Annotated in this window: 13 protein-coding genes; all 13 read left to right on the top strand. The window is 49.8% G+C overall.

All coding sequences use genetic code 11. The features are described from left to right. The first annotated feature begins 6 nt into the window (after positions 1-6). The 13 genes from DC20_RS05355 (at position 7) to DC20_RS05290 (ending at position 15,619) form a co-directional block, all read left to right on the top strand. Positions 7-801 (top strand): TerC family protein, encoded by a 795-nt coding sequence (locus DC20_RS05355; RefSeq protein WP_062542885.1) that lies wholly within the window; start codon positions 7-9, stop codon positions 799-801. 382 nt (positions 802-1,183) lie between these two features. Further along, positions 1,184-2,863, top strand: coding sequence for a GMC oxidoreductase (locus tag DC20_RS05350; RefSeq protein WP_062542884.1), 1,680 nt, complete (start codon positions 1,184-1,186; stop codon positions 2,861-2,863). Between the two features lie 19 nt (positions 2,864-2,882). Beyond that, the gene (locus DC20_RS05345) at positions 2,883-4,370 is read left to right on the top strand and encodes a Gfo/Idh/MocA family protein (protein ID WP_062542883.1); all 1,488 of its coding nucleotides are present in this window, start codon (positions 2,883-2,885) and stop codon (positions 4,368-4,370) included. A 79-nt stretch (positions 4,371-4,449) separates the two neighbouring features. Next, positions 4,450-5,475 carry a restriction endonuclease gene (locus tag DC20_RS05340; protein WP_062542882.1) on the top strand — a complete coding sequence of 342 codons (1,026 nt, stop codon included), beginning with the start codon at positions 4,450-4,452 and terminating at the stop codon, positions 5,473-5,475. 95 nt (positions 5,476-5,570) lie between these two features. Next, positions 5,571-6,137, top strand: coding sequence for a gluconate 2-dehydrogenase subunit 3 family protein (locus DC20_RS05335; RefSeq protein WP_062542881.1), 567 nt, complete (start codon positions 5,571-5,573; stop codon positions 6,135-6,137). Between the two features lie 276 nt (positions 6,138-6,413). After that, positions 6,414-6,878, top strand: a complete 465-nt coding sequence (locus DC20_RS05330; protein ID WP_218918738.1) for a c-type cytochrome — start codon at positions 6,414-6,416, stop codon at positions 6,876-6,878. Positions 6,879-6,965: 87 nt separating this feature from the next. Continuing rightward, positions 6,966-7,631 (top strand): 3-keto-disaccharide hydrolase, encoded by a 666-nt coding sequence (locus DC20_RS05325; protein WP_157593058.1) that lies wholly within the window; start codon positions 6,966-6,968, stop codon positions 7,629-7,631. A gap of 61 nt (positions 7,632-7,692) precedes the next feature. Next, positions 7,693-8,580 carry a hydroxypyruvate isomerase family protein gene (locus DC20_RS05320; RefSeq protein WP_062542879.1) on the top strand — a complete coding sequence of 296 codons (888 nt, stop codon included), beginning with the start codon at positions 7,693-7,695 and terminating at the stop codon, positions 8,578-8,580. A 50-nt stretch (positions 8,581-8,630) separates the two neighbouring features. Next, entirely contained in the window at positions 8,631-9,587 is a 957-nt protein-coding gene (locus tag DC20_RS05315; RefSeq protein ID WP_062542878.1) for a sugar phosphate isomerase/epimerase family protein, read from the top strand. Positions 9,588-9,770: 183 nt separating this feature from the next. Further along, positions 9,771-13,193, top strand: coding sequence for an amidohydrolase family protein (locus DC20_RS05310; protein WP_157593057.1), 3,423 nt, complete (start codon positions 9,771-9,773; stop codon positions 13,191-13,193). A gap of 170 nt (positions 13,194-13,363) precedes the next feature. Further along, entirely contained in the window at positions 13,364-14,107 is a 744-nt protein-coding gene (locus tag DC20_RS05305; protein WP_062542877.1) for an SDR family oxidoreductase, read from the top strand. A gap of 264 nt (positions 14,108-14,371) precedes the next feature. Beyond that, a complete protein-coding gene (locus DC20_RS05295) occupies positions 14,372-15,040 on the top strand; it encodes an MCP four helix bundle domain-containing protein (protein WP_071885383.1) in 669 nt (222 codons plus the stop codon). Positions 15,041-15,181: 141 nt separating this feature from the next. Then, complete coding sequence (locus DC20_RS05290; protein ID WP_062542874.1) at positions 15,182-15,619, top strand: hypothetical protein; 438 nt, start codon at positions 15,182-15,184, stop codon at positions 15,617-15,619. The last annotated feature ends 29 nt before the right edge of the window (positions 15,620-15,648 follow it).

The raw sequence follows: 15,648 nt of genomic DNA, 5'->3' as shown, positions 1-15,648 counted from the left end.
AGAACTATGTTTGACGTATTTACCAGTCCAGATGTCTGGCTAAGTCTTCTCACCCTTACCTTCATGGAGGTGGTGCTGGGGATTGACAATATTGTGTTTATTTCCATTGTGGTGGGGCGCCTGCCCAAAGAACAACAGGGCAAAGGCCGTACCATTGGCCTCATGCTGGCGCTGGTGTTCCGGATTATCCTGTTGATGTTCATAGGCACAATTGTAGGGGCCAAGGAGCCGATTTTCACCTGGGACCTGTTCTGGATGGATGAGCCGTTTGCCGTTTCCTGGCGGGATATTATTCTCTTTGGCGGGGGCTTGTTCCTGCTGGCCAAGAGTACCACCGAGATACACAACAAGCTGGAGGGCGAGGAAGAGAGCCATGCCGCTATCAAAGGCGGTACCGCCACCATGGGCAAGACGCTTGTGCAGATCATCATGGTAGACATTGTCTTCTCCTTTGACTCCATCCTCACCGCTGTGGGCTTGGTAGACGAGATCATTGTGATGGTGATAGCGGTGATCATCTCCATGGGGATCATGCTGGCCTTCGCCAAGGCCGTGAGTGATTTTGTGAATGACCGCCCTACTGTGAAGATGCTGGCGTTGTCTTTCCTGATACTCATTGGCGTGATGCTGGTGGCCGAGGCATTCCACGTGCACATTCCTAAGGGCTACATTTACTTCGCTATGTTCTTCTCTCTGGTGGTGGAAATGCTCAACTCCAAACTCCGGAAAGACATCGCACCAGTTAAGCTTCGGCAAAGCGAAATCAGGGACACAGATGGCAACCCCGAGACCCTGATGTAAAAGGCGTTTAATCAATGAGCAGTGCCAAGAGCGGAAACGGTAAAACGGTTTCCGCTCTTGGCGTTTATGGGGTTTTCCGTTGCAAAAGCAGGTGTACGTTTTAAGCTGGTTTTCTGGAAAAAAGGCTCTAAATCGGCTTGGCCAGGAAAGTACTTATTTTAGCATTTTATACTCTTTCCTGTCCATTTCTGCCGTTTTTTTCCTCTATGCCAAACACAAGATTGCTTTTGCAGAATTTTAAGTTTATTATTAAAATGCGATTTTGTTACTACTCTTTCAACAAGGGGCAAAGGAACGGTGAAGCAGTTGTCATTCCTTCAATTTTAGCCTGAAAGAACAGAGCGCAAAACCCTACATACCTATCAAGCAAACAACCTTCTTTATGGCTAATAATACCTACGATGCCATTGTCATTGGATCTGGGATTTCTGGTGGCTGGGCCGCCAAAGAATTAACGGGAAAAGGACTTAAAACCATCCTGCTGGAGCGGGGCCGAAACATAGAACACGTCAAGGATTATGTGAACGCCAACAAGCATCCCTGGGAGCTGCCCCACCGGGGTGGTAAAACCCAGGAAATGATTGAGAATTATCCGGTGCTCAAACGTGATTACACCCTCAATGAAGCCAACCTGGACTATTGGGTAAACGAAAAGGAAAGCCCGTACATTGAAAGCAAACGGTTTGACTGGTACCGGGGCTACCACGTAGGAGGCCGCTCACTTATGTGGGGCCGCCAAAGTTACCGCCTAAGTGACCTTGATTTTGAAGCGAATGCCAAAGACGGCATTGCCGTGGACTGGCCCATCCGGTACAAAGACCTGGCGCCTTGGTACAGCTACGTAGAAAAGTTCGCGGGCATTAGTGGCTCCAAGGAGAACATCCAGCACTTGCCAGACGGTGAGTTCCTGCCACCCATGGACCTGAACTGCGTGGAAAAAGACGTGGCCGCTCGCCTCAAAACCCATTACAAAGGAAATCGCCACCTGATCATCGGCCGCACGGCTAACCTGACGGCCGCTCATAACAACCGCACCAATTGCCAGTACCGCAACAAATGCTGGCTGGGTTGTCCTTTTGGGGCGTACTTCAGCACGCAATCGGCTACGTTGCCTGCGGCTATGGCTACCGGTAACTTAACGCTTCGTCCGCATTCTATTGTGACCAAAATCCTGTACGACAAGGATACCAAGAAAGCCAGAGGGGTGGAAGTACTGGATGCCGAGACGAACCAGACCTATGAGTACTTAGCCAAAGTGGTGTTCCTGAATGCCTCCACACTTAATTCTACCTGGGTCCTGATGAACTCCGCGACCGATGTGTGGGAAGGCGGTCTGGGTAGCAGCAGCGGCCAGTTAGGCCATAACCTCATGGACCACCACTTCCGGGCCGGGGCCAAAGGCGACGTGGAAGGCTACGAAGACAAATACTACTATGGCCGCCGGCCGAACGGGATCTACATTCCTAGATTCCGGAACGTGAACGGCGACCAGCGCGACTACATCCGGGGTTTTGGGTACCAGGGGAGCGCCAGCCGTACCGGTTGGGGCCGTGAGATTGCGGAGATGGGCATTGGCGCTGATCTGAAAGAAGCCATGTGCGAGCCCGGTGCCTGGACCATGGGCATCAACGGTTTCGGGGAGACGCTGCCGTACCACGAGAATATGGTAAAGCTGTCTAAAGAAAAGAAAGACAAATGGGGCCTTCCGGTGCTGGATATTTCCTGCGAGTTAAAGGAAAACGAGCTCAAAATGCGCAAAGACATGGCCAATGACGCCAAAGAGATGCTGGAGATTGCGGGCCTGAAGAACGTGGAAACCTACGACGCTGGGTACGCCATGGGTCAGGGAATCCATGAGATGGGAACCGCCCGCATGGGAAGAGACCCTAAATCCTCGGTTCTGAACCAATACAACCAGGTGTGGGACGCGCCTAACGTGTACGTTACTGATGGCGCCGCCATGACCTCGGCAGGTTGCCAGAACCCATCCCTGACCTACATGGCCATGACCGCCCGCGCGGTTGACCATGCTGTAAGTGAGTTGAAGAAAATGAACATCTGATTTCCTCTAGCTAACCCTCATGGCCGAAGAAGAAAACAAGTCTGCCCCGCTGGACAGCACCAGAAGACAGTTCCTGAAAACCGGAGCCTTGGCAGCCGCTGGATTCATGATTGTGCCCCGCTACGTGCTGGGGGGCAAAGGCTACACCGCGCCCAGTGACCGGCTACGAATAGCTGCTGTGGGTGTGGGCGGAAAAGGCGAAAGTGACATCAAAAGCTTCTATGACAGCGGCAAAGCCGATATTGCTTTCCTCTGCGACGTAGACGATACCCGAGCAGCTAACTCCCGCCAACGATTTCCCAAAGCCAAGTACTACAAAGACTGGCGCGAACTGTTCGACAAGGAAGCCAAGAACTTTGATGCTGTCTCCGTTTCTACGCCGGACCATAACCATGCCGTGACTACCTTGGCGGCCATGCAGTTGGGCAAGCACGTGTATGTGCAGAAACCGCTCACGCATGACATCTACGAGGCCCGCATGCTCACTGATGCCGCCAAGCGCTACAAAGTAGTGACCCAAATGGGAAACCAGGGTGCCTCGGGCGATGGCGTGCGCCAACTGCGTGAGTGGTATGATTCAGGAGCCATTGGGAAAGTGCACACCATTTATAGTTGGACCAACCGTCCGGTCTGGCCGCAGGGCATTCAATGGCCCGCCACCAAAGCCGACGTGCCTCAAGGACTGGATTGGGACTTGTGGCTAGGTACTGCGCCTTATAAAGAGTACGTGAACAAACTGGTGCCCTTCAACTGGCGCGGCTGGTGGGATTACGGCACCGGTGCCTTGGGTGACATGGGCTGTCATTTGATAGAAGCCCCGTTCAGAGTACTAGACTTAACCTACGCCACCGATGTACAGGCCAGCGTAGGCAGCGTGTATGTAGACGAGTTTAAACGCGGCTACTTCCCGGAAAGCTGCCCACCGTCCAGCCATGTGACCTTGACGTTCCCGAAGACCGAGAAAACCAAAGGTACGGTGACTTTACATTGGATGGATGGCGGTATCCAACCCGAGCGTCCTGAGGAACTTGGCCCAAATGAGTTGTTTGGCGATGGTGGCAACGGAACGCTTTTCGTGGGTACTAAAGGCAAGATGATGTGCAGCACCTACGGGGCAGACCCGCGCCTGCTGCCTACTTCCCGCACCTATAAAGTAAAACCAAAGCACCAAAAAGTAAAACCAAAGCACCAACTAGCCAGAGTACCCGGCGGTGCCGACGGGCATTATGCCCAGTGGGTAGAAGCCTGTCTGGCCGGATACGGAAAAATGGAAGTAAGCTCTCCATTTGAGATTGCCGGCCCGCTCACCGAGGCATTGCTCATGGCCAACCTCGCCATCAGGGGCGTAGATGTGCGCAAGCCTAAAGCAGACGGAACTGGATTTGATTACCCCGGCCGTGGTGTGAAGCTGCTCTGGGACAACCAGAACATGCGCGTCACCAACTTTGACGAGGTCAACCAGTTTGTGAAACGGGAGTACCGCGCCGGCTGGACGTTGGGTGCTTGAGGGGTAATGTTAATGCTTGCTAACAATTGAAGATTAGTTGTTGAAATATAAAACTATACGAATATTTAAATAATCAATAATGAATTACTGGCTCCATAGAATTTCACATTTAGCTGAACTTTCATACCCATTGCTAGAGAAAGGGTATTTGACAATAGGGTTTTCAGACCTTATTAATCATGAGTTAATTGATAAGGTTTTAGAAGATGATTGGGATTACTTTAACTCTCAATTTCAAAAAGTTTGGAACAATGTGCCACGAACAAGACACAATCTTTGGAACTTTTTGAAATTTCAAAAGGGAGACTTAGTGATTGTGCCAAGTTGGGGAACATTTTTTATTTGTGAAATAGTAGATGATCGGCCTTTCTTAATCGGAGAAACCTTTTCAGAAGATCTTAAGTCTTGGGGAAATAAAAATGTAACTACCAATGGTGTTCACCTTTTGAAGGAAGATGGGAAAGCTTATGATTTAGGTTTTGCCAGAAAAGTTAATGTACTCTACAGGGATGTCTCAAGGGATAAATTTGCAGATGCAAAACTTACAGCAAGGATGAAAATTAGGCAAACAAATGCTCAAATCAATGATTTAAAGACGAGTATTGAGACGAGTATAGAGAACTATAAAGTTGATAAACCTATACATCTGCATTCAATCATAATTGACAAGACAGCTTCTCTTGTTTTAGATTCAATTCAAAATGAACTGAACCCAGATAAATTTGAGAAATTAGTTAAAACATATTTTAAAACAATTGGAGCAAATGAAGTTTCTATCCCAGCTAAAAATGAGAGTGGGAAGGAAGGCGATGCTGATATTGTAGCTGTATTTGAAAGTATCAAGTTGATAATTTATACCCAAGCAAAATTTCAAAAGGGCCAAATCAGTGAATGGGGAACAAATCAAGTTCTAGAATATAGAACGAAAAAAGAAAGCATAGATGATGGGTATAATAAAATTGCTTGGGTAATTACCACAGCAAATACATTCAATGAAAATGCGGAAAATCTAGCGAAACAGAATGAGATACAACTAGTAAATGGCATTGAGTTTTCAAAAATGCTGTTAAATGCAGGTGTTACCATGCTAAATACCAGCTTTTAAGAAACTTAACAGAGGATACCAGCCAAAAAGCATCAATCACTTTTTAACAAGAACTTATTAAAGTTTCGAATAGGAGTTCAAAGACCTTTACCCTTATGAATAGAAGAGACGCAATTGCCGCTATTGGTTGGATAATGGGTGGTACCATGATTGGTGCTGAGTTCCTGGTTTCCTGTACCAACAGCTCTCCCAAAGTCAATAAGTTGTTTGATCAGGATCAGGTAACTTTCTTAGACGAGGTAGGGGAGACCATCATTCCTACTACGGATAGCCCCGGTGCGAAAGCCGCTAAGATAGGTGCCTTCATGGCCACCATGGTGCAGGACTGCTATACCCCCGAAGACCAGAAAATCTTCCTGAAAGGCATCTCCCAACTAGATGACGCCAGCAAAAAGAAGTTCGATAAAAAGTTTCTGGAAGCAACTGCCCAGGAGCGCACGGCCCTGCTGAACCAACTGGATAAAGACCAAAAAAACCACCAGGTAAACAAAAAAGAAGATGCCCCCAACCATTACTTCAGAATGATGAAGGAGTTGACCATGTTGGGTTACTTTACTTCTGAAGTAGGCGCTACGCAGGCGCTTCGCTACCTTCCGGTGCCGGGCCGTTATGAGGGGTGCATGCCGTACAAAAAAGGAGAGAAAGCCTGGGCTATCACTTAAGAATAGCTCTTCTGAGACAAGGTCTACTTGCCAAAAGAGCCTTCTTTCTGAGAAATGGCTTTGTTGCCTTGCCAGCTTGGACCAACTTTTTAGAAGAGAATCCAGATATTATTCCATATTTAAGCAGTTTTTCGGGAAATGGGCTCTAAATGCAAGTGACTTCTTTGAAGGCAAAGTCGGGATCTAAAACCAAGTTTACTTTATGGAGGCCTTATCAAATGCCTGTTGCCCAATTCAGCAACCAAACCTAAATCAATAGAATTACGCGTACCCACTATGAAAAAAGTTTTCCTCCTTTTAAGCTGCTGCGCTTTTATGGCAGCTTGTAACAGCAATTCAACCACCAATGAAGGTGCCGTAGAAAGTTCAAGTGCTGATTCATCGTCGGCAGCAAACATGAGTGCCGCCACCCGGCAATCAGACGCAGATACTAGCAGCATGAACATCGGAACCGACCGTACCGCCGGCACTGGTGTCAGCCCCCATGCAGAAGGCGAAAAGTTGATTGCCAGTTCAGATTGCATGGGTTGCCACAGAATAGATACGAAATTAGTAGGCCCGGCATACCAGGCAGTGGCTGATAAATATGAGAACAACGAAAAAGATGCTGAGTACTTGGCCGGAAAAATCATCAAAGGAGGTGGCGGCGTTTGGGGACAAATGGCCATGACTCCGCATCCCAACCTGAGCGAAGACGAAGCCAAAAAAATGGCCCAGTACATTCTTTCCCTGAAGAAATAAGGAAAGGCGATGGCTCTCCGGCACATATTCCCGCTACTCGCACTAACTGCTTTTTGCGCTTGTACGTCTACTTCCAAAGATTCTACCATGGCAAACCCTCAATCTACAAGGACCTCTACAGAGGCTGCGTTTAAGCCCTTGTTTGACGGAAAGACCACTAAAGGCTGGCACACTTACGGGCAAGCCGAAGTAGGCAAAGCCTGGAAAGTAGAAGACGGTACCCTGCACCTGGATGCCGGCAACAAGCAGAACTGGCAAACCGGTGACGGCGGAGATATTGTGACGGAAGAGAGCTTTGACAACTTCCACCTGAAGCTGGACTGGAAAATAGCCACCAACGGTAACAGCGGAATCATCTTGTTTGTGCAGGATGATCCCGCCAAATACCCTAACACCTGGAGCACCGGCCCTGAGGTGCAGGTCCTGGACAATAACGGCCACCCCGATGCTAAAATCCACAAGCACCGCGCCGGTGATTTGTATGATCTGATTGCCAGCAGCCCTGAGACGGTAAAGCCCGCCGGCGAGTGGAATCAGGTGGAAATCATCAGCAACAAAGGCCGTCTGGAGATTATGCAGAATGGCGTGAAGGTGGTTTCCACTACCTTGTGGGACGATAACTGGAAAAAGATGGTAGCCGGAAGCAAGTTCAAAGACATGGCGGGCTTCGGGGCGTTTACTTCCGGGAAAATCGCTTTGCAAGACCACGGAGATAATGTCTGGTACCGGAACATCATGATCAAGCGGCTGTAAAATAGTTACCCTTCCGCAGAGCCTGCATCAGATTAAACCAGCTTAAGCTTACCCAACTTTTATGCCAGATAAAAACAGAAGAACCGCCATCAAAGGAATACTGGCCACTACGGCAGCCTTCACTACTACCGGGTCTTTGTCCTGTTTTGCCCAAAACGAGCAGAAAATGGGAACTGTCTATCAACTGAAAGGGAACATCAACCACTCAGTGTGCCGCTGGTGCTTCAATGATTTATCAGTAGAAGAACTGTGCGTGGCCGCGAAGGGAATGGGCATGAAAGGCATTGACCTGGTAGGACCCAAAGACTGGCCTGTTCTGAAGAAACATGGCCTGATTTCTACAATGTGCAACGGTGCTGAAATCAGCCTTACGGAAGGGTTTAATCATCCGCAGTACCATGCTACGCTGGTAAAAAATTATTCAGACATGATTCCATTGGTGTCCAAAGCCGGTTACACCAACCTGATTTGCTTCAGCGGGAACCGCAATGGCATGGATGATGAAACAGGTTTAAAGAACTCCGTGGAGGGTCTGAAGAAACTGTTGCCCTTGGCTGAAAAACACAAGGTAGTGCTGGTGATGGAGCTTTTGAACAGCAAAGTCAACCACAAAGACTATATGTGTGACCGCACCGCCTGGGGCGCCGAACTGGCCAAACGCCTGGGCTCTGAGAACTTCAAGCTGCTGTATGACATTTACCACATGCAGGTAGACGAAGGCAACGTGATTCAGACCATTAGAGACAATCACCAATACATTGCGCATTACCACACCGCTGGGGTACCAGGCCGTCATGAAATTGATGACACGCAGGAGCTCAATTATCCGGCCATCATGCGCGCCATTAAAGCCACTGGTTTCAAGGGCTTCGTGGCGCAGGAATTCATTCCAGAGGCCAAAGACAAACTTGCTTCCCTGAGAAAAGCCGTCCAGATCTGCGATGTCTGAAGCCTCTCTTTTCAATTAAACTTAACAAACGTTCACATACCTAAAACCAAATGAACAACAGAAGATCTTTTTTACAGAAGCTCGGTTTACTGTCAGCAGGGGTGGCCTTCGCGCCTACGCTGCTCACATCATGCGATTCTTCTAACCAGAACACCACTACCACCTCTACCGCTGAAGGGTCAGATACCAGCACCGCTACTACCGGAGATACGGGTCTTAGTGACATTGGCATTCAGCTCTATACCCTGCGGGAGCTTCTGCCTACCGATGTAAAAGGAGTTATTGGGAAAGTAGCGCAAGCCGGATACCAGGACGTGGAAACCTACGGGTATTCGGTTGACAAAGGGTACTGGGGCTTACAGCCTACGGCGTTCAAACAGCTGCTTACGGACAATAACCTGCTTTCTACCAGCGGGCACTATGAGTTTGGCCAGTACATGAAAGACGGCAACACTGACATTGTGAAGCGCTACATTGAGGCCGGAAACATTGTAGGTCACAAATACATTACTGTTCCTTATTTGGGCGAAGACCTGAGAAACAGCGCTGATGCGTATAAGAACATTGCGGAGAAAGTGAACAAGGCAGCCGAGTTGTGTAAAGACGCTGGGTTGAAGCTGGCCTACCACAACCATGATTTTGAGTTTAAGCAGTACGGTGACACCACTGGGTATGACATTCTGCTCAAGGAAACCGATCCTGGATTGGTGAGCTTTGAGGCAGATTTGTTCTGGATGGAAAAAGCAGGCCGTAAACCGGTAGACCTATTCAACCAGCACAAAGGCCGTTTTGTGATGTGGCACGTGAAAGACATGGACAAAAACTCCCCTGACCTGAACACCGAGATCGGCAGCGGCTCCATTGACTACAAGGCCATCTTCGCGCAAGCTAACTCTTCTGGTGTAGACCGCATCTTTGTGGAGCAGGAAAACTTCGCCGCCGGCATAGATCCTTTCCAAAGCATCAAACAAAGCCGCGACTACGTGAAAAACACGTTGATGGCTTAAGCCGTAAACAAGTCTAGTACAAGAAATGGCCTCTGTGGTCTTCTCTAAAAGAAGATGACAGAGGCCATTTCTTGTTTAAGCACTACATTTTCAAAAACAGGCATAAAAGAGAAGTGAAACAACTTATTGAAACAATCCTTATCTTCACAATTCCCAAACAATCAACTTACTAACCCTTTCATTATGAAGCAGTTTTTTACAGACCACCTAGCTGGCTGGAAGAAACCCGTATTGCTGCTTTGCACCTTGGGTCTGTTCATGGAACCTTCTATGGCCCAGAACGCCCCCGCCCCGGCAAAGAAAGACAGCCCCAAAAAAGAAGAGAAAAAAGACCTGCCGTTAGAAGCGGGCCGCATCATTGACATCAACACCAATGAAGGTTCCTGGCTCGCACTAGACGTGCACCCGGCGGGCGGACAAATCATCTTCAGCATGCTGGGCGATTTGTACCTGCTGCCCATGGCCGGTGGCAAAGCCGATCAGTTAACTGAAGGCATGGCTCTGGATGTGCAGCCGCGGTTCAGCCCAGACGGTAAATCCATCGTGTTCCTCTCAGACCGCGACGGAAACGACAACGTGTGGGTGATGGAACTGGCCACCAAAAAGACCCGCCAGATCAGCAAAAGCAAAAACGAAAATTTCCAGGCCGCTGAATGGACGCCTGATGGCGAGTACCTGGTCGTATCACAGGGGCGTCGTAACCTGAAACTGCACCTGTACCACAAAGACAGCGGTGGCGGTACGCAGTTGATCAAAACCCCTGAGACCCTGAAAACGGTGGAGCCGGCGTTTGGCAAAGACCCACGCTACATCTGGTACTCACGCCGCACCGGTGGCTGGAACTACAACGCGCAGTTGCCGCAGTACCAATTGGCCACGTTGGACCGCGAAACTGGCGAGACCGATACCCGCACCTCGCGCTACGGCTCGGCATTCTCGCCTACCTTGTCTCCAGACGGTACCCTGCTGGTGTACGGAACCCGCTACAACAATGAAACCGGCCTTATTGTCCAGAACCTGAAATCAGGCGATGAGAAATGGTTGGCTTATCCGGTACAGCGTGATGAGCAGGAGTCTATTGCTCCGCTGGGGGTGTTGCCGGCCATGTCGTTCACACCAGACAGCAAAGAACTGGTGGCGTCTTACGGCGGTAAAATTTACCGTATTCCGGTAAGCGGCGGTCAGGCCAAAGAGATTCCGTTCCAGGTGAACACCAAAATCGCCATTGGTCCTAAAGTGGAGTTCAAATACCCAATCAATGACGACAAAACCATGAAGGTGACGCAGATCCGCGATGCGGCTATGTCACCAGATGGAAAGCGTCTGGCCTTTACCGCACTGGATAGACTCTACATTACCGATTACCCGAACGGCACGCCGAAACGCGTCACCACCAATGATTTTACGGAGGCACAACCAGCCTGGTCACCAGACGGCAAGGAGCTGGTGTTTGTGACCTGGCACGAGAAAACCGGTGGTGCTATTTACAAAGTAGCGGCCAATGGCAAAGCCAAACCAGTGAAGTTGAGCCAGGAAAATTCTGTGTTTCAGGAGCCGGTTTGGTCACCTAAGGGTGATAAAATCGTGTTCGTGAAAGGAACTGCCCAAACCTACCGTGAGTCTGCAGGGCCAAGTGCTTTTGCTTCGCGCCAGACCATCAACTGGATCCCGGCAAAAGGTGGTGCCAGCACGTTTGTAACCAAAGCCAACTTGGGCGCGAACCCACATTTTGTGCAGGGCGATGACCGCATTTACCTGTACAGCTCCTCTGACGGGTTAATCTCTATCCGTTGGGATGGTACGGACAAGAAGCCGTACGTGAAAGTGAAAGGCATCACCACCTTCGGGTCTTTTGCTGACATGCTGGAAGAGGAAATGAGCCACAACACGCACGTAAACGAGCGTGAGCCGCAGCAACAAGCCTCTACCGCTACTACCATTATCAAAGCGCCTAAAGGCGATAAGGCCTTGGCCCTGATCAACAACGAGATCTATGTGGTAACTATCCCGTTTGTGGGCGGTGAAACCCCAACCATCTCCGTAGCTGACATCGCCAGTTCTCAGTTCCCTAGCTGGAAGCTGACCGACATTGGTGGTCAGTTCCCGAGCTGGTCCGCTGACGGAAAGAGCGTGTACTGGTCAATCGGAAACGCCTTCTTTGCCTACAACATGGACCAAGCCTTCGCAAAGAAACGCGAATTGGAAGCTGCCGAGGAGCTGAAGAAAGACGCCAAACCAGCCACTGAAGCCAAGAAAGACAGCACCGGTGCCAAAGAAGCCGTGAAGATTGAAGGCTACAAGCCGGTAGAAACCAGAATCGCGATCACCGTGCCGCGTGACATTCCCACCGGAAGTATCCTGCTGCAAGGGGCCCGCATCATCACCATGAACGGCGATGAAGTAATTGAGAATGGCGATATTCTGATCCAGGACAACCGCATCAAAGCCGTGGGCGCTTCCGGTACTTTAACGGTTCCGCAGAATGCCACCATAATGGATGTGAAAGGCAAAACCATCACGCCAGGCTTCGTAGATACCCACGCGCACATGTGGCCGCGTTGGGGCGTGCACTCTAACCAGGTGTGGATTTACGCCGCGAACCTGGCCTATGGCGTGACGACCACCCGTGACCCTCAAACTGCCACTACCGACGTGTTGACCTACTCTGACATGGTGGAAACCGGCAAGATGATCGGGCCACGCGTGTACTCCACCGGTCCAGGCGTTGGGTATTGGTCTTACAACCTGAAGAGTTTAGACCACGCCAAGAGCGTACTGAAGCAGTACTCCGATTACTACAACACCAAGACCATTAAAATGTATCTGGTAGGAAACCGCCAGCACCGCCAGTGGATCATCATGGCCGCCAAAGAGCAGGGTTTGATGCCTACCACTGAAGGCGGTCTTGATTTCAAACTTAACCTAACGGAAGTACTGGACGGCTACCCAGGCCATGAGCACTCGTACCCGATTTACCCGCTGTACAAAGACGTGCTGGAGTTTGTGTCTAAGTCGCAGATTGCCTACACGCCAACTTTGTTGGTAGCGTACGGCGGACCTTGGGCCGAGAACTACTACTATGCTACTGAGAACCTGGCCGGCGACAAGAAGCTGAACTACTTCACCCCTAAAGTGGAGTTAGATGAGAAATCGCGGCGCAGAGCTGGTTGGTTTATGAAAGAAGAGCACATCTTTGACAAGCACGCCCAGTTTGTGAACCGTCTGGTGAAAGACGGCGGCTTAGCCGGCGTTGGCTCGCACGGACAGCTACAAGGCTTAGGTTACCACTGGGAACTTTGGTCTATTCAATCTGGTGGTATGAAGAACCTGGATGCCTTGAAAGTAGCCACTATCTTAGGCGCGAAATCTCTAGGGTTGGACGGTGACTTAGGCTCCATCCAGAACGGAAAACTGGCAGATCTAGTGATCATGGACCAGAACCCACTGGAGAATATCCGGAACACCAACACCATCAAGTACGTGATGCGTAACGGCCGTCTGTATGATGCCAATACACTAGATGAACTGGCCCCAACAAAGAAGAAAGCACCAGACTTTGACTGGCACAGCGCACTTCCGTTAGGCGTACCAGGTATTCAGGAATAATCACTAAAGAAGTAGGTAGAAAGGCCTTCCTTGCATAGCAGGGAAGGCCTTCTTGTTTAGGGGCTATTTTCGAAAAACAGCCTCCAAATGAAACCAGATTGCCAATCATAGAACCTCTGCCATAGGGGAGAAGTAAAACAAGTTCATCTTACCACCTTCATACCTACCAAATGAAATTAGCCCGAAATACCGTACTGGTCACCGGAGGAGGTTCCGGAATTGGCCTTGCCATTGCCGAACGTTTTCTGAAAGCCGGCAGCACCGTCATCATCTGCGGCCGTAGGGCCGATAAACTTAATGAGGTAAAGACCCAGTACCCCGAGATCCACACCATTGCCTGCGACGTAGCCTGCGAAGCCGACCGCATCGCTTTACTGGAATGGACTACGGCTGAGTTTCCTGAATTGAATGTACTGGTGAACAATGCCGGTATCCAGCGGTGGGTAAACCTGGTAGACGAGCAGGAGGAGTGGAGCCAGACGCAGCAGGAAATCGCTATCAACCCGGAGGCGCCCATTCACCTGAGCAGCCTGTTTGTGCCGCATTTGCGCCAGCAGCCTACCGCGGTTATTATCAACGTGACCTCGGGCTTGGCCTTTACGCCGGGTGTTTTCGCGCCGGTGTATTGTGCCACCAAGGCGGCGCTGCATTCCTTCACCCTATCTTTGTGGTACCTGCTTTCCAAAACCAGCGTGGAAGTGGTGGAGATTGTGCCTCCCGCCGTGAACACTGATCTGGGTGGGACCGGGCTGCATACCTTCGGGGTACCGCTAGATGAGTTTGCAGATTCAGTGATGCAGCGCATTGACAACGGGGAACTGGAAGTAGGCTTTGGCACCTCAGAGGTCAGGAGAAAAGCCTCCCGGGAAGAAAACGATGTCTTCTTTCTGGAGATGAATTCCAGGTGGGCCTAAGCTGAATTCAGGGGCCATTTTCATGAAATTAGCCCCTGAATAAGAGATATGCTTTTGCTGCTTTCTATCCGTTTTTTAGGTACGTATCTGGTGCCAGAGAGTAGGGTGGAGTAAAAGGTAAGTAGCTGGTTTTTAAGGTAAAATGTTGTATCTTCAGAGTAGGGAGAAGCCTGTTTCCTTTCTTCTGAAGATAGTGCCGAAGACTCGTTTTCTTGTAAGTGCTTTTCCCCGCCTGTTATTTTCAATCCTTTACTTTCTTCAAAGATGAAATGGGTATATAGTGTAAGGCATAAAACAAAGGCCGCGCTTCTTCTGGCCATCGTGCTGGTGTTGGTGCTCGCCAAGAATATGATGGATAGCAAGAACGTAACCAAACTAGGAACCTCGTTCGCTACTGTCTATGAAGACCGGTTGTTGGTGGAAAGCTACATTTATCAGCTTTCAGGGCACCTGTACCAGAAAAAGATGATGATAGAAGCAGGTTTCCATGCACAGGATTTCAGCGTGCTGCCTGAGAAGCTGAAGCAGAACAACGCAGCCATTTCTGGTCTTTTAGTAGAGTATGGGAAAACCCAGCTTACCAAAGAAGAGGCCGTGTATTTCAGGTCTTTCAAACACAACTTGGCCAAACTAAGGGGCTTGGAAAGCCAGTTAATGCTCCTGTCTGCTAATGGCCAGGAAACAGTTCAAATCAAAAGCTTGCTGGACAAGCAGTACGAGGGGGCATCTGAGCACCTGAACCGTCTGTCTCATATTCAGGTAGCCGAAGGAAAGCGGTTGAATGAGCAGTCAAAACAGATTATTGCGGGCTCTGCCATCCTTACTCAATTTGAGCTGATTCTGGTTATTGCCATAGGCGTGATGATCCAGATGCTGGTGTTCGCCTCCAAATCAAAGCTTTCTAAGTTCCCGCAGAATCCAATGCTAAATTGAAACTTACGGGGTTCTTTTTGGAAATACGGCGGGCAAACAGGGGCTTTCTGAAGAAAGCAGAAAGCCTTTCCCAGCTTTTACTTATCTTGTGGTATCGTTCGCTCCAATCAAGCGGGCGTCTTTTATGCTTTTAATTTTCTTATGAAGAATACAATTCAAATAGCTCTGGCAGCCTCCCTTTTTTGCTTTGCAAGTTGCTCTAAAAGCAGCGACACCGCAGCCACGCAAACAAACCAACAGCAGAATACTGGTTTGCCCGTAGGTTCCCCCGCAGTAACCACACCATCTCCTGCTGCAACCGTTGGGCAGCCTGTGCAAGTTTCTACTCAACCGGCTGTTGCCGCAGGTTTAAATCCGGCTCACGGTCAACCCGGCCACCGCTGTGATATTCAGGTAGGAGCACCTTTGAGTTCACCTGCCAGACCAGCCTCCGTGACTGGTCCTGCTCCGGTGGGCTTACCACCAGCACCCGTGCTTCCAACCGGACCACCTATTTCCACTGCGAAAGGCTTGAATCCACCCCATGGGCAGCCGGGCCACGATTGCAGTATTCCAGTAGGTGCTCCTTTGAAAAAATAACTTTAAAATGCGCAAGTAGCCCCTGCGCA

The sequence above is a fragment of the Rufibacter tibetensis genome, assembly GCF_001310085.1.
GTDB classification, from domain to species: Bacteria; Bacteroidota; Bacteroidia; order Cytophagales; family Hymenobacteraceae; genus Nibribacter; species Nibribacter tibetensis.
This window is presented reverse-complemented; position numbering and strand designations above follow the sequence as displayed.

Bases quoted from the DNA above. Each gene is read 5' to 3' on its own strand.
- DC20_RS05355 (WP_062542885.1), top strand. From the start codon at position 7: ATGTTTGACGTATTTACCAGTCCAGATGTCTGGCTAAGTCTTCTCACC.
- DC20_RS05350 (WP_062542884.1), top strand. From the start codon at position 1,184: ATGGCTAATAATACCTACGATGCCATTGTCATTGGATCTGGGATTTCT.
- DC20_RS05345 (WP_062542883.1), top strand. From the start codon at position 2,883: ATGGCCGAAGAAGAAAACAAGTCTGCCCCGCTGGACAGCACCAGAAGA.
- DC20_RS05340 (WP_062542882.1), top strand. From the start codon at position 4,450: ATGAATTACTGGCTCCATAGAATTTCACATTTAGCTGAACTTTCATAC.
- DC20_RS05335 (WP_062542881.1), top strand. From the start codon at position 5,571: ATGAATAGAAGAGACGCAATTGCCGCTATTGGTTGGATAATGGGTGGT.
- DC20_RS05330 (WP_218918738.1), top strand. From the start codon at position 6,414: ATGAAAAAAGTTTTCCTCCTTTTAAGCTGCTGCGCTTTTATGGCAGCT.
- DC20_RS05325 (WP_157593058.1), top strand. From the start codon at position 6,966: ATGGCAAACCCTCAATCTACAAGGACCTCTACAGAGGCTGCGTTTAAG.
- DC20_RS05320 (WP_062542879.1), top strand. From the start codon at position 7,693: ATGCCAGATAAAAACAGAAGAACCGCCATCAAAGGAATACTGGCCACT.
- DC20_RS05315 (WP_062542878.1), top strand. From the start codon at position 8,631: ATGAACAACAGAAGATCTTTTTTACAGAAGCTCGGTTTACTGTCAGCA.
- DC20_RS05310 (WP_157593057.1), top strand. From the start codon at position 9,771: ATGAAGCAGTTTTTTACAGACCACCTAGCTGGCTGGAAGAAACCCGTA.
- DC20_RS05305 (WP_062542877.1), top strand. From the start codon at position 13,364: ATGAAATTAGCCCGAAATACCGTACTGGTCACCGGAGGAGGTTCCGGA.
- DC20_RS05295 (WP_071885383.1), top strand. From the start codon at position 14,372: ATGAAATGGGTATATAGTGTAAGGCATAAAACAAAGGCCGCGCTTCTT.
- DC20_RS05290 (WP_062542874.1), top strand. From the start codon at position 15,182: ATGAAGAATACAATTCAAATAGCTCTGGCAGCCTCCCTTTTTTGCTTT.